The organism is Brevundimonas sp. GW821-FHT12E07 (genome assembly GCF_058807035.1).
Genome location: NZ_JBXAQH010000003.1, coordinates 334109 through 353250 on the forward strand (window position 1 = coordinate 334109; position 19142 = coordinate 353250).

General features: G+C 68.7%; 19 protein-coding genes. 10 read left to right on the forward strand and 9 right to left on the reverse strand.

What is annotated here, in order from left to right; translation table 11 throughout:
• Window positions 1-14: 14 nt before the first annotated feature.
• The 3 genes from AC1ROD_RS13415 to AC1ROD_RS13425 all read right to left on the reverse strand — a co-directional run bounded on the left by AC1ROD_RS13415 (window position 15) and on the right by AC1ROD_RS13425 (window position 3681).
• Window positions 15-2483, reverse strand: a complete 2469-nt coding sequence (locus AC1ROD_RS13415) for a PAS domain-containing sensor histidine kinase (RefSeq protein WP_492948764.1) — start codon at window positions 2481-2483, stop codon at window positions 15-17.
• 126 nt (window positions 2484-2609) lie between these two features.
• Window positions 2610-3182 (reverse strand): hypothetical protein, encoded by a 573-nt coding sequence (locus AC1ROD_RS13420; protein ID WP_492948765.1) that lies wholly within the window; start codon window positions 3180-3182, stop codon window positions 2610-2612.
• A gap of 85 nt (window positions 3183-3267) precedes the next feature.
• Entirely contained in the window at window positions 3268-3681 is a 414-nt protein-coding gene (locus tag AC1ROD_RS13425; protein ID WP_492948766.1) for a CBS domain-containing protein, read from the reverse strand.
• Between the two features lie 107 nt (window positions 3682-3788).
• Here AC1ROD_RS13425 and amaB point away from each other — a divergent pair, with 107 nt between their 5' ends.
• A complete protein-coding gene (gene amaB / locus AC1ROD_RS13430) occupies window positions 3789-5288 on the forward strand; it encodes an L-piperidine-6-carboxylate dehydrogenase (protein WP_492948767.1) in 1500 nt (499 codons plus the stop codon).
• Here amaB and AC1ROD_RS13435 read toward each other — a convergent pair whose 3' ends face one another.
• The 4 genes from AC1ROD_RS13435 to AC1ROD_RS13450 are packed head-to-tail and all read right to left on the reverse strand — an operon-like array spanning window position 5289 to window position 7697.
• Window positions 5289-5777 (reverse strand): VOC family protein, encoded by a 489-nt coding sequence (locus AC1ROD_RS13435; protein WP_492948768.1) that lies wholly within the window; start codon window positions 5775-5777, stop codon window positions 5289-5291.
• A gap of 52 nt (window positions 5778-5829) precedes the next feature.
• A complete protein-coding gene (locus AC1ROD_RS13440; protein WP_492948769.1) occupies window positions 5830-6279 on the reverse strand; it encodes a DMT family transporter in 450 nt (149 codons plus the stop codon).
• 44 nt (window positions 6280-6323) lie between these two features.
• Window positions 6324-7166: an alpha/beta hydrolase gene (locus AC1ROD_RS13445; protein ID WP_492948770.1), complete on the reverse strand. Its 843-nt coding sequence runs from the start codon at window positions 7164-7166 to the stop codon at window positions 6324-6326.
• 51 nt (window positions 7167-7217) lie between these two features.
• Window positions 7218-7697 carry an NUDIX domain-containing protein gene (locus tag AC1ROD_RS13450; RefSeq protein ID WP_492948771.1) on the reverse strand — a complete coding sequence of 160 codons (480 nt, stop codon included), beginning with the start codon at window positions 7695-7697 and terminating at the stop codon, window positions 7218-7220.
• Between the two features lie 175 nt (window positions 7698-7872).
• On the opposite strand from AC1ROD_RS13450, the gene AC1ROD_RS13455 reads away from it, so the two are divergent.
• The 6 genes from AC1ROD_RS13455 (at window position 7873) to AC1ROD_RS13480 (ending at window position 11489) form a co-directional block, all read left to right on the forward strand.
• Window positions 7873-8634, forward strand: a complete 762-nt coding sequence (locus AC1ROD_RS13455) for an SDR family oxidoreductase (RefSeq protein ID WP_492948772.1) — start codon at window positions 7873-7875, stop codon at window positions 8632-8634.
• Complete coding sequence (folB, locus tag AC1ROD_RS13460; protein WP_492948773.1) at window positions 8631-9032, forward strand: dihydroneopterin aldolase; 402 nt, start codon at window positions 8631-8633, stop codon at window positions 9030-9032. Before AC1ROD_RS13455 ends, folB begins: the two co-directional genes overlap by 4 nt.
• Before the next feature lie 113 nt (window positions 9033-9145).
• On the forward strand, window positions 9146-10012 hold the full coding sequence (locus AC1ROD_RS13465; protein ID WP_492948774.1) for a DUF4870 family protein: 867 nt from the start codon (window positions 9146-9148) through the stop codon (window positions 10010-10012).
• A gap of 19 nt (window positions 10013-10031) precedes the next feature.
• A complete protein-coding gene (locus AC1ROD_RS13470) occupies window positions 10032-10418 on the forward strand; it encodes a hypothetical protein (RefSeq protein WP_492948775.1) in 387 nt (128 codons plus the stop codon).
• Between the two features lie 157 nt (window positions 10419-10575).
• On the forward strand, window positions 10576-10863 hold the full coding sequence (locus AC1ROD_RS13475; RefSeq protein WP_492948776.1) for a GNAT family N-acetyltransferase: 288 nt from the start codon (window positions 10576-10578) through the stop codon (window positions 10861-10863).
• 2 nt (window positions 10864-10865) lie between these two features.
• Window positions 10866-11489: a DUF4126 domain-containing protein gene (locus AC1ROD_RS13480; protein ID WP_492948777.1), complete on the forward strand. Its 624-nt coding sequence runs from the start codon at window positions 10866-10868 to the stop codon at window positions 11487-11489.
• 7 nt (window positions 11490-11496) lie between these two features.
• On the opposite strand, the gene AC1ROD_RS13485 is transcribed toward AC1ROD_RS13480, so the two are convergent.
• Together AC1ROD_RS13485 and AC1ROD_RS13490 are read right to left on the reverse strand one after the other, a co-directional pair.
• Complete coding sequence (locus AC1ROD_RS13485) at window positions 11497-11817, reverse strand: hypothetical protein (RefSeq protein ID WP_492948778.1); 321 nt, start codon at window positions 11815-11817, stop codon at window positions 11497-11499.
• A 121-nt stretch (window positions 11818-11938) separates the two neighbouring features.
• Window positions 11939-13792 (reverse strand): monovalent cation:proton antiporter-2 (CPA2) family protein, encoded by a 1854-nt coding sequence (locus AC1ROD_RS13490; protein WP_492948779.1) that lies wholly within the window; start codon window positions 13790-13792, stop codon window positions 11939-11941.
• A gap of 162 nt (window positions 13793-13954) precedes the next feature.
• On the opposite strand from AC1ROD_RS13490, the gene AC1ROD_RS13495 reads away from it, so the two are divergent.
• From AC1ROD_RS13495 to AC1ROD_RS13505, 3 genes are all read left to right on the forward strand, one after another.
• Window positions 13955-15892: a vWA domain-containing protein gene (locus AC1ROD_RS13495; protein WP_492948780.1), complete on the forward strand. Its 1938-nt coding sequence runs from the start codon at window positions 13955-13957 to the stop codon at window positions 15890-15892.
• A gap of 186 nt (window positions 15893-16078) precedes the next feature.
• Window positions 16079-18373 (forward strand): TonB-dependent receptor, encoded by a 2295-nt coding sequence (locus tag AC1ROD_RS13500; protein ID WP_492948781.1) that lies wholly within the window; start codon window positions 16079-16081, stop codon window positions 18371-18373.
• Window positions 18374-18451: 78 nt separating this feature from the next.
• Complete coding sequence (locus AC1ROD_RS13505) at window positions 18452-19135, forward strand: Fe2+-dependent dioxygenase (protein WP_492948782.1); 684 nt, start codon at window positions 18452-18454, stop codon at window positions 19133-19135.
• Window positions 19136-19142 lie beyond the last annotated feature (7 nt).

A 19142-nucleotide genomic window follows, 5' to 3' on the forward strand; every position in this document is an offset into this window, starting at 1 on the left:
CGGTGTGCGCCGCTTCAGGCCGCGCGAGCCTGGGTCTGGGATGAGGACTGGGCGCCATCCGCCTCGGCGTCGGCCGGGCGAACTTCCGGCAGGTCGAAGCTGACCACGGTGCCGGCGCCCGGCTCGCTGTCCATGGCCATGACGCCGTGGTGCATCTCGATCAGCGACTTGGTCAGGGCCAGGCCCAGGCCGGTCCCTTGCGTGGTCTTGGAGTGCTGGCCCTCGACCTGTTCGAACGGACGGGCGAGACGGCTCAAATCCTCTGCGGCGATGCCGATGCCTGTGTCGGCGACTGCGACCCGCTGACGGCCCGCGCCGTGGTGGGCCACCGAGACGGTGATCGAGCCGCCCTCGGGCGTGAACTTCACGGCGTTTGAGATCAGGTTCAGCATGACCTGCTTGAGGCCCCGCTGATCGGCGTCGATGTCGGGCAGGTCCTGGGCTTCGAGCACCAGAACCAGGCCGGAGTCCTCGGCCTTGCCGCGCATCAGTCGGATGGCGTCCTCGCAGACCTCCTTCAGCGACACCTTCTCATAGTGCAGCGTCATCTTGCCGGCCTCGATCTTGGCCATGTCCAGGATGTCGTTGATCAGGCTGAGCAGGTGCTGGCCCGAGCGCAGGATGTCGGAGGCGTAACCCTTGTACCGCGCGTCGCCGACGGGGCCGAACATCTCCCCGGCCATGATTTCCGAGAAGCCGTTGATGGCGTTCAGCGGGGTGCGCAGCTCGTGGGACATATTGGCCAGGAACTCGGACTTGGCCTGGTTGGCGGCTTCGGCCCGGGTCATGGCGATTTCGTATTTGCGGGCCAGCAGGCTGAGCTTCTCCTGGCTCGACTCCAGTTGATCGACCATCAGGCGCAGACTGTCGGCCGCGCGCTGGGTCTCGGCCTCCTGCTTCTTGATCTGGGTCAGGTCGGTGGCGGTGACCACGGTGCCGCCGTCGGAGGTGTAGCGCTCGGCCAGCCGCAGCCAGCGACCGTCGTGCATCTCGACCTCGCGCATCCCGGCGCCGAGGTCCGAGGACGGGTGATCGGCCTTGATGGCCAGGGCGGCGATGCGGTTCAGTTCGTCCTTCATGGCCCCGCGGCGCACGGCCTCGGGGGCCAGGCCGAAGGCGTCGGAGAAGGCCTGGTTGCACAGGATCAGCCGACCATGACGGTCGAACAGGGAGAAGGCGTCCGAGACGCTCTCGATACCGTCGCGCAGGCGGCTTTCAGCCGACTGGGCCTGGGCCTTGGCGCGGCGGGCTTCGGTGATGTCCAGCGCGACGCCGAGGATGTTGATGAAGCCGTCCTCGTCGCGCTCGCCGCGCGCCTGACCCCGGGCGTCGATCCAGCGGATCGTGCTGTTCGCGCCGGTGACGGGGAAGGTGGTCTCGAAGGCGCCGAAAGTCGCGGCCTGACGCAGGGCGTGTTCGACCAGTTCGCGGTATTTGGGGTGGACCCGGCCCAGCACGGTCGCGGCCGGGACTACGCCGCCTTCGGGCAGGCCCAGCAGGGTGGCCATATAGTCGGACAGGGTGACTTCCTCGGCCTCCAGGTCCCATTCCCAGACGCCGCAGCGGGCGGCCTCGACGGCGACGCGGAAGCGGTGCTCGGTCTCGGCCCAATCCCGCGTGGCGCGCTTCTGCCGCCAGCCCTGAACCATCATCAGCGCGCCGACCAGGGCGCCGAGGCCGAGCGGAGCCAGCAGGACCCAGACGTCGCCGAGCAGGCCGCCGCCGGAAGACAGGGGCTGGGCCGCGACGGCCAGCAGGCCGGTCGACCCGACGGGGGCGGCGACGAGGCTCATCGGCTTGCCGCCAGCAGGCGTCGCGGTGATCGGGCTGGTCGCCGCCTTCAGGGCCGCATGGTTGAGGGCGGGGATGGCGGCGCCCGGCGTCGCGGAGGCCGCGTCATCATCGGGAGTCGACAGATAGAGGGCTTCACCGGCGCCGGCGCCCGCCTGAGGCGCGGGCAGGGGGATGCGGGCGACGATCCGCATCGTCCCGGCGGGTTTGCCGGTCAGGACCGCGCGACGGTCCGCCCCGAGCCGAAGGGCGGGCGAATGGGCGCCCGACGCCAGCGGTTCAGCGAAGCTCTCGGCCTGGGCCCCGCTGGCCGCCTGAACGGCGCCGGTCGCCGAGACGATGGCGAAGGCCGTTTCGGGCGCAGCGGCGCGGGCGGCCTCGGCGGCGTCCAGCGGACGGTCGGCATGGGCGGCGAGGGCGGCCGCGCCGATGGTCAGGCCGGCGCGGGCGGCGGTGATCCGGCCGTCCATCCGCGCCGCGAACAGTTCGGCGTCCTGCTGCTGGCCGGCGATGCGCAGGGTGTCGGCTTCGCGCTCCGGCCGGGCGGTCTGGCGCGCGATCAGCAGAACATAGGCGGCGACGACGAGGGTGAGGCCCAGAAGCAGGATCTGGGTGCGGCTGGCCGCACCTCCGCCGCCCTGATCGGATGATCGGCGGCCCGGTCCCTGTATGCGGCGCTCATTGCCCCGCAAGGCGCTCTCCCGGACTTAAATGCTGGTGCTAACGGCCGTTGGCCTGCTTGAGCACGAGCGATTCGACGAAGTCTGGAATCTAGGCTGCGTCGCGGAATCCTGTCGAGCTATGGTTAATACGTAGCCTCACGCCGCCTGTGCGCGAATCTTTGGCGCAACAGTTTCTGGCGGGGTGGCGAGTACGTCAGTCACGCTCTTGAGAATATCGCGAGCCTGCCGGGCAAGGGCCATGCTCTCCGGCGGGGCGTCATCGGGGTTTTCCGCGACGGCGTCGATCAGCGATTGGGCCAGGCTCATGAGGCGGGGCGCCGCGGCGATCAGCCGGGCCTGGAATTCGATGCGGTCGGGATCGCGGTCGTATTCGGCGCCCGGCACGCGCCAGCCGCCCCAGTCGGCGGGGTCGGTGACCACGACCGGGTAGGTGCCCGGGAAGGGATGGTGAGGCGTGTCCTCAGCCAGCTGCCACTTGTTGCGGGCGCGCAGCAGACGCCAGTCGCCGATGTCGTCGACCGATTCGTCCTCGACGGGCAGCAACAGCTCGTGGGCGAGGAACTCGCGGCCCAGGCCGATTTCATAGGTGACCCGGACGGGTTCGTCGAAGCCCTTGGCCCAGACGGGCTGGACCTTCTCGATGTGGGCCCACGCGCCCACGCATTCGACCCAGACCTTCTGGCCCTTCTGGAATTGTGCGCGCGCCATGCCGGTTCTCCGATGTCCGGCGGACAGGATGACGCCTCACCGCTTGACGTGCGGTTTCCGAAAAGGGTGAAGAGGAGGTGAAGGATCAGCCGGGCTGGGAGATCGTCTCCAGCGTCTCTCCCGCGTATTTCTCCTTCACCCGGGTCGACAGGTCGCCCAGCGACACCACCCCGACCAGCCGCTCGTGCTTGTCGACCACCGGAAGGCGACGGACCTTGTCGCCGCCCATGGCGTCGAGCGCGGTCTTGAGGTCGGCGGAGTCCAGGGCGGTCACCACCTCGGTGGTCATGACCTCCGAGACGGGGGTCGCGGGGCCCAGGCCCTTGCCCACGGCGCGGACGGCGATGTCGCGATCGGTGACCGTCCCGACCAGCCGCTCGCCGTCGGCGACGGGGATGAAGCCGAAATCGCCCGAGGTCATGCGGGCCGCCACGTCCTGGATCGTGTCGCCGGGGCGGGCGACCTGAACGTCCTTGGTCATCACATCGCGGATCTTCATCGAGGCTTCCTCCTGTTGACCGCGACAGAACCCCGGGGATGAAGGGCGGTTCCGCTTTCGCCTTTCGCCCGCGAGCGGTAAGGGCATCGGCCCGAAGGAGACGCCCCATGACCGCCGCCGCAGACGCCAAAGCCATCCTGAGCCGCCTCGGCGTCTCAGACGCCGTGTGGAATGGCGATCTGCCGACCCGCTCGCCGATCGACGGCTCCAGCGCCGGCGCCCTGGTTCAGGCGACGCCGGATCAGGTCGAGGCGGCCGTGGCCCGCTCGGTCGAGGCCTTCAGGGCCTGGCGTCGCGTGCCCGCCCCGCGCCGGGGCGAACTGGTTCGGCTGCTGGGCGAGGAGCTGCGCGCCGCCAAGACCGATCTGGCCATGCTGGTCACGCTTGAGGCCGGCAAGATCGTTTCGGAGGGGCTGGGCGAGGCCCAGGAGATGATCGACATCTGCGACTTCGCCGTCGGTCTGTCGCGCCAGCTCTACGGCCTGACCCTGCCCAGCGAACGTCCCGGCCACCACATGCGCGAAACCTGGCAGCCGCTGGGGCCGGTCGCCGTGGTCACGGCCTTCAACTTCCCCATCGCCGTCTGGGCCTGGAACGCGGCGCTCGCCCTCGTCTGCGGCGATCCGGTGATCTGGAAGCCCTCGGAGAAGACGCCGCTGACGGCGCTGGGCGTGCAGGCGGTGTTCGAACGCGCGGTGGCCCGCTTCGGCGACGCTCCTGAGGGCCTCAGCCAACTCCTGATTGGCGGCCGCGAGATCGGCGAAGCCCTGTCGGCCGACCCACGCGTGCCCTTGGTCTCGGCGACGGGTTCGACGCGGATGGGCAAGGCCGTGGCCCAGACCGTCGCGGGCCGTCTCGGTCGGTCGCTGCTGGAGCTCGGCGGCAACAACGCCATGATCGTCACCCCCAGCGCCGATCTGGAAATGGCCGTGCGCGCCATCGCCTTCTCGGCCGTCGGTACGGCGGGCCAGCGCTGCACCAGTCTGCGTCGTCTGATTGTGCATGAGAGCGTCGCCGAGGCCCTGACCGCGCGTCTGGTCAAGGCCTACGCCACCCTGCCGGTCGGCGACCCGCGCAAGGACGGCGTCCTCGTCGGTCCGCTGATCGACGAGGCGGCGGTGAAGGGCTTCGAGACCGCCCTGTCGGACGCGGTGGCGCAGGGCGGGGAAATCCTCGTCGGCGGGACGCGGATCGAAACCGGGGCGACCTATGTCACCCCCGCCATCGTGCGCATGCCGGCCCAGACGGCCGTGGTCGAGCACGAGACCTTCGCCCCCATCCTCTATGTCCTGACGTGGAGCGACTTCGATCAGGCGATGGAGCTTCAGAACGCCGTGCCGCAGGGCCTGAGCTCCTGCGTCTTCACCGACAGCGTGCGCGAGGCCGAGGCCTTCCTCTCGGCCTGGGGGTCGGACTGCGGCATCGCCAACGTCAATATCGGACCGTCGGGCGCCGAGATCGGCGGGGCCTTCGGCGGCGAGAAGGAGACCGGCGGCGGACGCGAGAGCGGCTCGGACGCCTGGAAGGCCTATATGCGCCGCCAGACCCAGACGGTGAACTTCTCCGCCGACCTGCCCTTGGCCCAGGGCGTCAAGTTCGACGTCTGATCAGGCGCCGTCGTAGGCGGCCTGAAGCGCGGCCTGATCGAGCTTGACCATCTTCAGCATGGCCACGGCCGTCCGCCCCGCCGCGGCGCGGTCGCTGGAGGACTGCAGTTCATTCAGGACCACCGGCACGATCTGCCAGCAGACGCCGAACCGGTCCCTCAGCCAGCCGCACTGCTCGGGCTTGCCGCCGCCTGCCTGCAGCGCGTCCCAGTAGTGGTCGATCTCGGCCTGATCCTCACAGTTCACGGTGAAGGAGATGGCGTGGTTGAAGTCGTCAAGCTTGCCGGCGTCCATGGCCGTGAACGACTGGCCGGCGAGGGTGAACTCGACCACCTTGACCGATCCGGGCGGCCCGCTGGGCGTGTCGACTTCCAGCGTCCAGACCCGGTCGATGCGGGAATCGGGGAAGGCGGAGACATAGAGGTTCGCGGCCTCCTCGGCCTCCTTCACGAACCAGAAGGACGGGGCGATCTTGCTGAGCTTGGGCATTTCGGGGCTCCCTGATTTTCTGTCGTATTGAAACCCCGGCGGCCGGTTCGGTTCAGAACCGGCGCACCATGACGACGCCGATGAAGACCAGGGCCACCCCCGCCAGACGACCGATGCCGATCGGATGGCGAGGCACGCCCAGGGCGCCGAAATGGTCGAGCACGAGGCTGAGCAGCAGCTGTCCGGCGACCATCAGGGTGATGGTCAGGGCGGCGCCCAGACGGGGCACGCCCCAGGCGGCGGTGATCACGAAGACGCAGCCGTACAGGCCGCCCATCCACGCCCAGGCGGGCAAGGCCTTCGCCGCGGCCAGATCGGGCTTGGTGTGCAGCACGGCCGCCAGAATGCCCAGCGCCACCGTCCCGATGGCGAAGGACATGAAGGCCGCATTGACCGGCGAGGCCAGGGCCACCGCCAGCCGGGCGTTGGTCGGCGCCTGCAGGGCGGTCGCGCCACCGGCGATCACGATGGCCAGCAGGATCATGGCGGAGTTGAAGCTCATCCTGCTGAGCTAACACGCCGTTTCGCGAACCGGCAGGGGGCGCGTCAGGAATGATCGGCGATGAAGCGGGCGCCACGTTCGCCCTCGGGATCGTTCTCGACGCCGAAGCTGCGGTTGATGGTCATATGGGTCTCGCCGGGAGCCGCCACGACCTCGGCCCGGCCTCCGGCCCGGGTCAGGGCGGCGGCGAGGGCCTGGCTCTGGGCAGCCGAGTCGGCGCGGCTGGCGACATGGAAGATCAGGAAGGGCGGGTACGCCTGACCGGCCCGCACGCGTAAGGTCGGCGACAGCTCGGCGCGAGCGGCCCCGCCTTCAGGGCCGAAGGCGTTGTCGTACATCTGGTCCAGGGCCCGCCCGACGATGCCGCGTCCGCGCGGGCCGGTGGCGTCATATCCGGCGCCGTCCAGCAGGATCACGCCACCCAGATCGGCTGGCTTCAGGCCTTGCGCACCGAGATAGACGGGATCGACACCCACCAGCGCCGCCAGATGGGCGCCTGCCGAATGGCCCAGCAGGAAGATCGGCCGGCCGGGCAGACGGCGGTGCAGGTCGGCGATGGCCGCGGCCACATCCTGCGCCTCCTCGCGGGCGCCGACGTCCGGGACGAGCCGGTAGCCGGTCGAGGCCAGGGTCAGGCCGTGACGCCGGGCATAGTCGGGCAGGGCGCTGACCATGGAATTCTCGCCCCGCTTCCAGCCGCCGCCGTGGACGAACAGCAGGATGGGTCCCGTGTCCGGCCCGGGGTAGAGGTCGTAGCTCTGAAGCGGATCGGACCCGTAGGCGTTCGCCGTCGGGGCGGCCTGTCGAGCGAGGCCGGGCGTGGCCACGGCCAGGACGGCTCCGGACATGGAAAGGACCATCAGGCGGCGGCGGTCGAGCATCGGCATCGGCGTCTCCAAGGGCTTCAGACCTTCAACGCCGGATCCCGCCGGAGTCCGTCACCAGCTTTCCGGTGTCGGCGCGCCGCCGAAAATCTCCGCCAGCCGCGCCCGGGTCGAACGGTGGGCGTCTTCGGGCAGGGCGTCGGGGGCGAACCAGCCGATCTCGGCGATCTCGCCGTGGCTGGTGCGGCCTTCCATGGTGAAGGCGTCGATGGCGAAGACCAGGACATGATCGCCGCGGAAATAGCGCTCATTGGAATGGATCGATACGAGGCGCGGCGGGGCGGTGGCGATCAGCCCGGCCTCCTCGCGCATCTCACGCACGATGGCCTGTTGCGTGGTCTCGCCCCGGTCGACTCCGCCGCCGGGCAGCCACCAGCCCATGACATAGGTGTGCTTGACCAGCAGGACCCGTCCCTCGCCGTCGACGGCGACCCCGCGCACCCCCAGGGTCATGCCGCGCGTCAGGCGCGAGATCGCGAAGAACAGGGGTCGGGTGAAGGGCTCGACGACGGCGCGCCACGGCTTTCTGGACATCGGGCGACCATGGCACGGCCGTCGCCTCAATCCCAGCGGGCCACGACGGCTTGAACCCATGCCCCTGGCCCGGTATCACCCGATCTGAACAGGAGCATTTCCATGCTGGCTCTCGGCATTATTCTCGGCTTCGTCGTCCTGCTGGGCGTCATCAACTTCATCGAGTTCGGTCGGGTTGACTAAGGCCCGCGCCGCCCTCGTCACGGGTGGCGGCAAGCGCATCGGCCGGGCCATCTGTCTGGCGCTGGCCAAGGCAGGCCACGACCTCGCCGTCCACTATCGCAGCGATCCCGAAGAGGCCGAGGCGGTCGCCGAATCGGTGCGCGCCCTCGGCCGTCGCGCCGTCATCCTTGAGGCCGACCTGACCGACGAGGATCAGGTCCGGGGCCTGATCCCCGCCGCCACAGCCGCGCTCGGCCCCCTGTCCGTCCTGGTCAACAACGCCTCGGTGTTCGAGAACGATGCGGTGGGCGGTCTGTCGCGCGAGACCTGGGACAAACACCTCGACACCAATTTGCGCGCGCCCGTGGTCTTGGCCGAAGCCTTCGCTGAACAGGCGCCGGACGGCGCGGTCATCGTCAATCTGCTGGACCAGCGGGTGCTCAAGCCCGATCCCCGCTTCTTCTCCTACGCCCTGTCGAGGAACGGCCTCTGGTGGGCGACGCGCACCCTGGCCCAGGCCCTGGCCCCGCGCGTCCGCGTCAACGGCGTCGGCCCCGGCCCGACCCTGCCTTCGATCCATCAGTCCGAAGCCGACTTCGCCGCCGAGGCCGCGGGCACCCTGTTGCAGAAGCCGGGCAGCCCGGAAGCCGTCGCCGCCGCCGTCGTCTGGCTTGTCGAGGCCGATATGGTCACCGGCCAGATGATCGCCGTCGACGGCGGCCAGCACCTGGCCTGGCAGACCCCCGACATCCTCGAGTCCGAGTATCCCCAATGAGTGCAGAGCTGTCCGGCGTCGCCGCCTTCCCCTCCACCGACACCCTCCGGCGTGAAGGCCTGACCGTCTTCGTGCGCGGCCTGACCATCGAGGCGGGGATCGGCGTCTATGACCACGAACAGGGGCGTCTGCAGACCCTGATCATCGACGTGACCCTGGACATGGGGCCGCATGCGGTCGAACGGCTGTCGGACACCATCAACTACGAGACCATCGCCCAGTCGGCGCGCGACATCGCTGCCGAGGGTCACATCGGCCTGGTCGAGAGTTTCGCCGAGCGCCTGGCCCTGGCCTGTCTGCAGGATGCGCGGGTGCGACGGGCCACGGTGCGTGTCGAGAAGCCCGGCGCCCTGCAGGGCGCTGTCGCCCCCGGCTGCGAACTGACCTGGGTCCGCTGAGGGGGCCAACCCCTTGAAGCGGTTGCGCTGAAGCTCGGCGAGCGCCATTGTCCCGCCGATGAGGACCGGCTCCGCCGGACCCATTGGCGCCGACGCCCGAACGGAGATTTTCGATGGCCGAACCCGGCGATCCGCATTCGCCCCAGGACGGCGCGCCGCAAGGGCCCGAAGACGCCGACCTGTTCCGCGACGCGCCCGCGCCCGCACCGGTCTCGACCCAGCGTCCCACCTGGGCCGCGCCGGTCCGCCCCGCACCCGAGCCGGAAGAGGACCCGCACGCCCACGACGACCTGATCGGCTTCACGAGCCCCGCCTCTCTGGCGGGCGCCGAGCGCCCGACGCCAGAACCGGAGCCGGAGCCCGTGATCGAACCGGAAGCGGCCTCGCCGGAGCCGGAGGTCAGCCCGATTCCGGATCCGGAATCCCTGATCCTGGCCCCGGACTTCACGACGCCGAAGGCCGAGCCCCGGGTTCACGACACCATTCTGGAGCCCACCTCGTCCTGGTCGGTCGATACGCCGCTGGCGGCCGAGACGGTCGCCCCGGCTGCGCTGAGCCCGGTGTTCAGCCGCCCGTCGCCGGCGCGTGGTTCCGCGCCCGCGCCGACGTTCGGACGCGCAAACGGGAGCGGGGGCGCCGGAGGCGAGCCGCTCGAGGGCGCCACAGGCCTCTATACGATCTACGCCCTGATCCTGTTCGCGGTGCCGACCTTCGGGGTGGCGGCGGTGATCGGCCTGCTGATGGTCTGGATGCGCCCCCGGCCGGAACAGCCCCTGGCGCGCAGCCATTTCGAGTTCCAGACCCGCACCCTGTGGATCGCCGCCATCGCCGCCGCCGTCGGCGTCGTGCTGATCGCCGTGAACCTTGGGGTGTTCGTACTCGTTGCCATGGCGATGTGGGTGATCGTGCGCGGCGCCTGGGGGATCATGACCCTGGCGGCGGGCAAGCCGGTCGCGAACCCACGCACCTGGATGATCTGAACCGAAGGAGCGCTACAGCATGACCGACGCCCAACCCCGTCTGGACAGCGGCCATGAGTCGGAGGGCAAGCCTGCGGCGATCATCGCCTGGGCCCTCTATATCCTGTCGATCCCCAGCGCGAACCTGCTGGTCATCGTCGGCCTGATCGTCGCCTATGCCGGGCGTGGGACCGCCACAGGTCTCGCGCGCCAGCATATCGAGGCCCAGATCGTCCTGTTCTGGTCGGTCTTCTGGTGGACCCTCGGTCTGTGGATCGTGGTGGCGATCAGTGCTCTGCTGTCGACGATCCTGATCGGAATTCCTTTCCTGCTCCTGGCGCTGCTGCTGCTGTTCGTCCTGCACGTCTGGTTCACGGTGAAGGCCGTCCTCGGCCTGATTAATCTGCTGTCCGACAAGGCGCCCTGAGCCCGATCCTCTGAACCCGGCGCCCTGACGGGTCTTTCCAGCGCTGTTGCCAGCGCCGTTGCAGGCGCGCATCAATCGCAAAAGATCGGGCGCGGCGCCGGAACACCCGCGCGTCCTGTCGGTTGCCGAACAAAGCACAACGCCGGGAAGCGCCTCCATGACCGATTTTCGCGACGTGCCCGCCGAGCACCGCTTCGAGCAGGGCTTCACCGATCCCGACGGCGCCCTGCGCGTCGTCTGGGCGGACTATTCGATCCAAAGCGACCGGCGCGCCATCCTGCACGTCGAGGCCGAGCCCGAGCTGCGCGGCTCCGGCGCGGCGGGACAGTTCATGCAAAGTTTGGCGGATCACGCCCGCGCCGAGGGCATCCGCCTGGCGCCCCGCTGCAGCTATGCGGTGATCTGGTTCAAACGCCATCCGGATTATGACGACGTCCTGGCCTGACCATGCCGCATCTTGATCCCGCCACCTTCGGCCCGGCGGCGGGCGTCCTGCAGACCTGGGTGCTGCCGGTCCTGCTGGGGCTGGGTCTCGCCTCGGCGACCGGCCTGCGTACCTTTCTGCCGCTGCTGATGCTGGCCCTTGCAGCGCGGTTCGGTCTGTTCGGGATCACCCTGAACGAGCATCTCACCTGGGTGGGGTCGGTCCCGGCCATCGTCGCCCTGGGTGTCGCGGCGGCGGCGGAGTTCGCGGGCGACAAGATTCCGGTCGTCGACCACGCCCTGACCGTCATGGGCGCCTTCGTCCGCCCGGTCGCCGGCGCCATAGCCGCGGCCAGCGTCTTTGCGGGACTGGATCCGACGACGGCGGCGGTGGCCGGGATCATCGTCGGGGCGCCGACGGCCTTCGCCTTCAATGCGGTGCAGGGTGGAACCCGGCTGACCTCGACGGCGACGACGGGCGGGCTGGGCAACCCCGTGCTGTCCTTCATCGAGGACGTGCTGAGCTTCTGTATGGTGCTGGTCGCCTTCCTGGCGCCGATCATCGTGCCGATCGTTCTGATCGTCTTCGCTGTCCTGCTGTTCCGACTGGCCAATCGCCTGCGCGAACGGCCTGCCAGGGCAGGGTGACCCGCCCCTAGAGGGTGCGGGCGACGATGGTGCGGATCGTCTCGGCCTTGACCGGAAGATCGCTGTGCAGGCGCGAGGCGATCTCGCGCGCGCCGACCGGATAGGCGTCGCCGCCATCCGCGATCTCCTTGGCCATTTCGGCCGCCTGGATCAGGATCTTCTCGAACGCCTCGACCTGTTCCACGGCCAGGGCGCGGGCCTCGGTCTGGAGGCGCTTGACCCGTTCGGCGGTGGTCTCGGGCGTTCGCATCATCTCGTAGATGGCGCTTTCGGCTTCGACGAGGCGCAGATTGGGCGTGGCGGGCGGCTTGGACTTGGCGGTCGGCATGATTTGGTTCCCTCAGCTGAAGGAAAAATCCGGGAACGCGCCCGTCGTTCCCGGAATTTCATCCGTTCTCGAAGAACCCGAATCCACTGTGTCGATGACGCATCATGAGGGATCGCCCGGATTAAACCCGTTCGCGGCCCTCTTCGTGCTCGTCGTCCAGGACCTCGGCGGCCTGTTCGTTGAGCGCCTGACCCTCGCGCCGCGGCTTGACGTAGGGCGCCGGCTGCGGGGTCGTCGTATTGTTGCGCCACAGGGACCGGCCGGCGGTGAGCCCGCCCGCGACCTGCAGCGTCAGCCGTTCCTCGTCGCGGCGGCGGACGTCCTCGATGGTCTCGCGAGCCTCGTCCTCCGAGAAGCCGAGATCCTTGAGCACATGTTCGCCGAAGGCCAGGGCGGATTCGAAGGTCTCGCGGATGTGGAACTCGACCCCCGCCTTGATCAGGCGGATCGAATGGCCGCGATCATAGGCGCGCACGAACAGCTTGGTCAGGGGGAACTCGGCCTTGACCAGTTCGACGATGCGGTCGGCCGTCTCGGGCTTGTCGACGCAGACCAGGATGGTCTCGGCCGATCCGGCGCCCGAGGCCCTCAGCACGTCCAGCCGGGCGCCGTCGCCGTAATAGACCTTGAAGCCGAAATTCCCGGCGGCCTGGATCATCTCGACGTCGACATCGACGATGGAGACGTCCACGTCGCGGGCCAGAAGCGGCTGGGCCACGACCTGTGCGAAGCGGCCGAAGCCGATGATCAGGACCCGCTCGCGCAGACCCTCGGCCTTGTCGATGCCGTCCAGCGACACGACGTCCTTCGGCTTGAACCGGTCGGCGAGCAGCATGCGCACCGGGGTCAGGGCCATGGACAGGATGACGACGGCGGACAGGATGGCGGCGGTGCGGGCGTCGAACAGACCGGCGGCCAGCGCCGCGCCATAAAGGACGAAGGCGAACTCCCCGCCCTCGCCCATCAGGGCCGCGCGCTTGAGGGCCTCTCCATGGCCTGAGCGGATGCGGGCGATCACATAGACCCCCGCCATCTTGGCGAACATGAAGGCCGCGACCCCGCCGAGGATGACCGGCCAGTCGCGGACCACGACCCCGAGGTCCAGCGACATGCCGACGCTCAGGAAGAACAGGCCCAGAAGGATGCCGCGGAAGGGTTCGACGTCGGCTTCCAGCTGATGGCGGAAGGTCGATTCCGACAGCAGGACCCCGGCGAGGAAGGCGCCCATGGCCATCGACAGCCCGCCCAGGTCCATGGCCCAGGCGGCGCCCAGGACGACCAGAAGCGCGCCCGCCGTCATCACCTCGCGGCCGCCGTAGCGGGCCAGAAGGCGGAAAGCCGGATTGAGCAGCCAGCGCCCGATCACATAGACGGCGGCGACGGCGGCGATGGCGAAGCCGATGGTCAGCCAGATCGGCTGGGAGTTCTCGATTGCGGTGCCGAACATGCCGCCGAAGACCGCGACCAGAGCCAGCAGGGGGACGATGGACAGGTCCTCGAACAGCAGGATGGAGACTACCCGTTGCCCGGGCGCGTCCGACTGCTCGTTCCGCTCTTCCAGCAGCTGCATGACGATGGCGGTGGAGGACAGGGCGAAGCCGGCGCCGGCGATAATGGCGGCGGGAACGGCCAGACCGGCCAGAAGGGCGGCGCCGGTCAGAAGGGCGGCGCAGGTCAGAACCTGAAGGGAGCCCAGACCGAAGATTTCCTTCCTCAGGCTCCACAGCCGGGCCGGCCGCATCTCCAGCCCGATAATGAACAGGAACATCACGACACCCAGTTCGGCGACGTGCAGCACCGCCTCGGCGTCCTCGATCAGCCGGAAGCCGAACGGGCCGATGACGAGGCCGGCGGCGAGGTAGCCCAGCACCGCGCCCAGGCCGAACCGCTTGAACAGGGGCACGGCGACCACGGCGGCGGCCAGCAGGGCCACCGCATGACCCAGTCCCATTCCGCCGCCCGTCGGATCCGCCATATCGTCTGCCCTGCCTCGTGAAGCTCCATAGTGGGGGCTGGGGCGCAGGATTGCCATCAGGACACAGTCGATCCGCGCCTTTTTTGGTCCGCGTCCCGGTCACAGTTTCGCCGAACGCCAGTCGGTCTCATGCAACCAACGATATAACCGGAGGAGGACGCCATGATCTCGACTGTGCTCAAACAGGGGGTGGCCGCCGTTGTCGGCCTGTCGCTCGCCGCGCCGGTGGGGGGAGGGGCGATGTCCGCACCCGCGCCCGCGCGTGTCGCCGTCGAGGATGGAGAGGCGACGCCTGCCGCCTGCGCTCCGCTCGGCTTCCACCTCATCCGGGGCCCGCAGTATCCGCCTCCGTCGCGCCCCGTTATCGCTCATGCGGCGCCGCCCCCGATCACCCTGCCGATCGAACCGACGAAGAAGGAGGATCGGGTCGAGTATCAGGGCCCGCCGGTGATCGTTCCCGGACCGCCGCCTCCGCCTGCGCCGCCTCCGCCTGCGCCGCCGCCGGTGATCACCACCGACGCCTCGGGCAATGTCGTCGCCATCGATGGACGCAGCGCCCAGGCGACCATGGACGCCAACAGGCTGCAGGGCCTCGTCGTGTCGGGCGCCCGCATGGGCTACGGCGGACCGCAGGCGGTTCCCGTCGTCCCGGCGGACACCGAACACTATCCGGACGCCACGCCCAATCCTGTTCATCGGGTCGCCGACGAGCCGGTCTCGACCTTCTCCATCGACGTCGACACCGCCGCCTATTCCAACGTCCGGCGCTTCATCGCCGACGGTCGGCAGCCGCCGCGCGACGCTGTGCGGGTCGAGGAGATGATCAACTATTTCGACTACGGCTACGCCCGTCCGACCAATCGCGCCGAGCCCTTCGCCGTGACCACCGCGGTCGCGGCCTCGCCCTGGTCGCCGGGGCGTCAGATCGTCCATATCGGCCTGCAGGGCTATGAGCTACCGGCCGGTGAGCGTCGGCCGTTGAACCTGACCTTCATGGTCGATGTCTCGGGCTCGATGAGTTCGCCCGACAAGCTGGGCCTGGCCCAGCAGGCGATGAACCTGATCATCGACCGGCTTCGGCCCGAGGATCGGGTGGCGGTGACCTATTACGCCTCGGCCGTCGGCACGGCGGTGGGGCCGACCTCGGGCGCCGAGAAGCTGAAGCTGCGCTGCGCCGTCGCCTCCCTGTCCAGCGGTGGCGGCACGGCCGGGGCGCAAGGGCTGGCCAATGCCTATGACCAGGCCCAGGCGGCTTTCGGCGCCGACAAGGTCAACCGCATCCTGATGTTCACCGACGGCGACTTCAACGTCGGGGTCACCGACAACAAGCGGCTGGAAGACTATGTCGCCGACAAGCGGGCGACCGGCATCTATCTGTCGGTCTACGGCTTCGGGCGCGGCAACTACCAGGACGCCCGGATGCAGGCCATCGCCCAGGCCGGCAACGGGACCGCCGCCTATGTCGACGACCTGAACGAGGCGCGTCGCCTGTTCGGGCCGCAGTTCGACAAGGGCGCCTTCCCCATCGCCGACGACGTGAAGATCCAGGTCGAGTTCAATCCCGGACGCGTCTCGGAGTACCGGCTGATCGGCTATGAGACCCGGCTTCTGAACGAGGAGGACTTCAACAACGACCGCATCGATGCGGGCGAGGTCGGGTCGGGCGCCTCGGTCACGGCCCTGTATGAGATCACCCCTGTCGGCGGTCCCTCGCAGATCCCCGAGCGCCGCTATGACGGGAACCGTCCTGCGCCGGCCCTTCAGTGGGGCGCCGGCGATCCGGACGGGGAGGTCGGGTTCGTCCAGGTCCGCTACAAGCTGCCGGGCCAGCCGACCTCGCGGCTGATCCAGCATGTGGTGTCCAACGCCGGCGGGGGCAGGGTTTCGGCCCAGCCGCCCGAGGCGACCCGCTGGGCCTTGGCCGTCGCCGCCTTCGGCCAGCGCCTGCGCGGCGATCCGTGGATGGCGGCCAACTACGACTGGGCCTCGATCCTCGAACAGGCCCAGGGCGCGCGCGGCGACGATCCCTACGGCGATCGCGCCGAGTTCGTGCAGATGATCCGCGCAGCGGACAGTCTGTCCGCGAGAGGCCAGCCCTAGGGGCTTTCTTCTCCTTCTACGAAAGTGTCGGGGGTGACCTGTTTCACCTCCGACACATTTGTTCCCGCATAAATGCGATTTATTCGCAATTGAGGTTGAACCTTGGCCGGAACTTGATATTGCGAGCTCATCGCAATGCGACCGCATCGCAAAATCACGTTCACTCCAGCCGGATCTCCTCCCCCGATGACCGATAACCGCGCCTCGACGCTTCGCGCCCTTCTGTTCGCCTCCAGCGCCGCCGGCATGCTCTGCGCCGCGCCCGCCTTCGCCGCGGAGGAGGGCCCGATGTCGACCGCTCCGGTCACCGGTCCCGCCGATCAGCAGTCGACCTCGGTCGGCGACGTCGACGTCAACGGCCAGCGCATTCGCCGCCAGCCGGAATCGACCAAGTTCGTCGCTCCGCTGGTCGATACGCCGCGCAGCGTGACGGTCATCCCGCAACAGGTCATCGAACAGATCGGCGCCACCTCGCTGCAGGACCTGCTGCGCACCTCGCCCGGCATCACCATGGGCGCCGGTGAGGGCGGCCAGCCGCTGGCCGACCGTCCGTTCATCCGCGGCCAGTCGTCGGGCAACAACATCTTCGTCGACGGCATCCGCGACTCGGGCGGCCAGCAACGCGAGGTCTTCAACCTCGAACAGGTCGATGTCGTGAAGGGACCGGACTCCGCCTACGCCGGTCGCGGCTCGGGTGGCGGCTCGATCAATCTGGGCTCCAAGTCGCCCAAGCTGGTCGACTTCACCAACGTCTCCTTGGGCGGCGGCACCGACAGCTACTGGCGCGGGACGCTCGACTTCAACCGCCAGATCGGTGAATCGGCTGCGGTTCGACTGAATGTGCTCAGCGCTTCCGCGGACGTCGCCAACCGCAACTCGGTCGACTACGACAAGTTCGGCCTGGCCGCCTCGGTCGCCATCGGTCTGGACACCCCGACCAGCGCGACCCTGAGCGTCTATCACCTCGACGCCAACCAGATGCCCGACTACGGCATCCCGCTCTATACCAAGACCGGTATCCGCACGACGGCCAGCGGCATCATGGATGTGCCGTACGACAGCTTCTACGGTATCCACTCGCGCGACTATCTGAACAATACGGTCAACACCGGCACGCTCGATTTCCGGCGCCAGCTGACGCCGAACTTCACGCTTCGCAACGTCACCCGCTACTCCGAGACGCTGAACGACTATGTCGTGACCAACCCCGGCGACGGCGGCAACATCACCAACAACGGCGTGGCTCTGATCAACGGTGTCTACTGGATGAAGCGCGGGACCAAGTCGCGCTGGAACCCGGCGACGACCCTGGCCAACGTCACCGAGGTGTTCGGGACCTTCAACACCGGCTCGATCAAGCACAGCGTCGACTTCGGCCTGGAGCTGTCCAGCGAGACGAACAAGAACGCGTCCTACACCGTCACCACGACCGGCGGCTCGACCTGCCCGGCGCCGCTGACCGGCTTCGACTGCACCCCGCTGTATGATCCGAACCCGAGCGATCCCTGGACCGGGACCATCGTGAAGGGTCTGGTCAGCGAAACCACCAACGAGACGACCGGCGTCTACGCCTTCGACTCGATCGCGATCGGCGATCAGTGGCTGCTGAACCTCGGCCTGCGCTACGACGACTACCGCGCCTCGGGCCGCAACGCCTCGGGCACGCTCGCCGCCCCGATCTACACCGAGGTCGCCGGCGACTGGAGCTTCGTCAACTACCAGGTCGGCGTCACCTACAAACCGACCCGGCACACCAGCGTCTATGCCTCGTATTCGACCTCCTCGACGCCCCCAACGATCTCGGGCGGCGACCAGAATGGCGGCAGCGGCAATGGCACGGGCAGCGCGGCCAACGACCTGCTGGATCCGGAAGAGTCGACCAGCTACGAGGTCGGCGCCAAGGCCAGCCTGTTCCGCGAACAGCTGCAACTCAGCGCCTCGGCCTTCCATACCTCGCGCAAGAACGCCCAGGTCCTGACGGACAGCAGCCAGGTGCCGCCCAAGTACGAACAGGTCGGCGAGGTCGAGGTCCAGGGCATCGAGCTCGGCATCTCGGGCAACATCACCCCGCAGTGGCAGGCCTTCGGCGGCTATACCTACCAGCATTCCGAACTGGTTCGGGCCGCCACGGGGAACCTGAACGAGGGCGATCCCCTAGCCAATACGCCCGAGCATTCGTTCAGCCTGTTCACGACGTACCGGGTGATCCCCAAGCTGGCTGTCGGCGGCGGCGTCTACTACGTCTCGAAGAGCTTCGGCGGCAACCAGGGCGGCGCCGGTGGCGGAACCAACGGCGTCTATGCGCCGGAATACACCCGCGTTGACGCCTTCGCCTCCTACGACCTGACCGACCGCGCCACCCTGCAGCTGAACGTGCAGAACGCGACGGACGAGGAGTACATCCTGCGCACCAACGGCGTGCACCACGCCGACCCGGCGCCGGGCCGTTCGGCCACCTTGGCCCTGAACGTCCGCTTCTAAGGGACGATCCGGATCAAATCCTTGGGGCCCCGTTGCAGCTATGCAGCGGGGCCCTTCGGCCTTTAAGAGATAGTCCTCATGCTGCTCCATATCCCCGAGGTCTTCACCAAGGACGAGGTCGCCGTGCTGCGCCAGCGGCTCGACGCGGGCCCGTGGAGCGACGGCAACGCCACCTCGGGCCACCAGTCGGCCTTGGCCAAGCGCAACATGCAGCTGCCCGAGACGTCGGAAGTCGCCATCGAGGTCGGGTTGATCGTCCGACAGGCGCTGGAAGCCAATCCGATGTTCGTCTCGGCCGCCCTGCCGCACACCCTCTATCCGCCCCTGTTCAACCGCTATGAGGGCGGCCAGGCCTTCGGCGTCCATGTCGACAACGCCATCCGCCAGCAGGGCCGTTCGGGCGTGCGCATCCGCAGCGACCTGTCGGCGACCCTCTTCCTGTCCGAGCCCGAGGACTATGACGGGGGCGAGCTGATGATCGAGGAGAACTATGGCTCCCAGTCGGTCAAGCTGCCGGCCGGGGATCTGGTCCTCTATCCGTCCAAGAGCCTGCACCGGGTCACCCCGGTGACGCGCGGCGCCCGGGTGTCCAGCTTCATGTGGCTGCAGAGCCTGGTTCGCGACGACGCCGCTCGCGAGACCCTGTTCCAGCTCGACGTCGCCACCCAGCGCGTGAATATCGACAAGGGACCGCAGGATCAGGCGGTCATCGAACTGACCGGCGTCTACCACAACCTGCTGAGGCGCTGGGCCGAGGTCTAGGCCTGGG

Excerpts from the sequence above, each read along its gene's own strand:
- AC1ROD_RS13435 (WP_492948768.1), bottom strand. The coding sequence starts at position 5,777 with ATGCCCAAGCTCAGCAAGATCGCCCCGTCCTTCTGGTTCGTGAAGGAG.
- AC1ROD_RS13420 (WP_492948765.1), bottom strand. The coding sequence starts at position 3,182 with ATGGCGCGCGCACAATTCCAGAAGGGCCAGAAGGTCTGGGTCGAATGC.
- AC1ROD_RS13485 (WP_492948778.1), bottom strand. The coding sequence starts at position 11,817 with ATGCCGACCGCCAAGTCCAAGCCGCCCGCCACGCCCAATCTGCGCCTC.
- AC1ROD_RS13440 (WP_492948769.1), bottom strand. The coding sequence starts at position 6,279 with ATGAGCTTCAACTCCGCCATGATCCTGCTGGCCATCGTGATCGCCGGT.
- AC1ROD_RS13500 (WP_492948781.1), top strand. The coding sequence starts at position 16,079 with ATGACCGATAACCGCGCCTCGACGCTTCGCGCCCTTCTGTTCGCCTCC.
- AC1ROD_RS13480 (WP_492948777.1), top strand. The coding sequence starts at position 10,866 with ATGCCGCATCTTGATCCCGCCACCTTCGGCCCGGCGGCGGGCGTCCTG.
- AC1ROD_RS13470 (WP_492948775.1), top strand. The coding sequence starts at position 10,032 with ATGACCGACGCCCAACCCCGTCTGGACAGCGGCCATGAGTCGGAGGGC.
- AC1ROD_RS13425 (WP_492948766.1), bottom strand. The coding sequence starts at position 3,681 with ATGAAGATCCGCGATGTGATGACCAAGGACGTTCAGGTCGCCCGCCCC.
- amaB (WP_492948767.1), top strand. The coding sequence starts at position 3,789 with ATGACCGCCGCCGCAGACGCCAAAGCCATCCTGAGCCGCCTCGGCGTC.
- AC1ROD_RS13495 (WP_492948780.1), top strand. The coding sequence starts at position 13,955 with ATGATCTCGACTGTGCTCAAACAGGGGGTGGCCGCCGTTGTCGGCCTG.
- AC1ROD_RS13445 (WP_492948770.1), bottom strand. The coding sequence starts at position 7,166 with ATGCCGATGCTCGACCGCCGCCGCCTGATGGTCCTTTCCATGTCCGGA.
- folB (WP_492948773.1), top strand. The coding sequence starts at position 8,631 with ATGAGTGCAGAGCTGTCCGGCGTCGCCGCCTTCCCCTCCACCGACACC.
- AC1ROD_RS13475 (WP_492948776.1), top strand. The coding sequence starts at position 10,576 with ATGACCGATTTTCGCGACGTGCCCGCCGAGCACCGCTTCGAGCAGGGC.
- AC1ROD_RS13450 (WP_492948771.1), bottom strand. The coding sequence starts at position 7,697 with ATGTCCAGAAAGCCGTGGCGCGCCGTCGTCGAGCCCTTCACCCGACCC.
- AC1ROD_RS13465 (WP_492948774.1), top strand. The coding sequence starts at position 9,146 with ATGGCCGAACCCGGCGATCCGCATTCGCCCCAGGACGGCGCGCCGCAA.
- AC1ROD_RS13490 (WP_492948779.1), bottom strand. The coding sequence starts at position 13,792 with ATGGCGGATCCGACGGGCGGCGGAATGGGACTGGGTCATGCGGTGGCC.
- AC1ROD_RS13505 (WP_492948782.1), top strand. The coding sequence starts at position 18,452 with ATGCTGCTCCATATCCCCGAGGTCTTCACCAAGGACGAGGTCGCCGTG.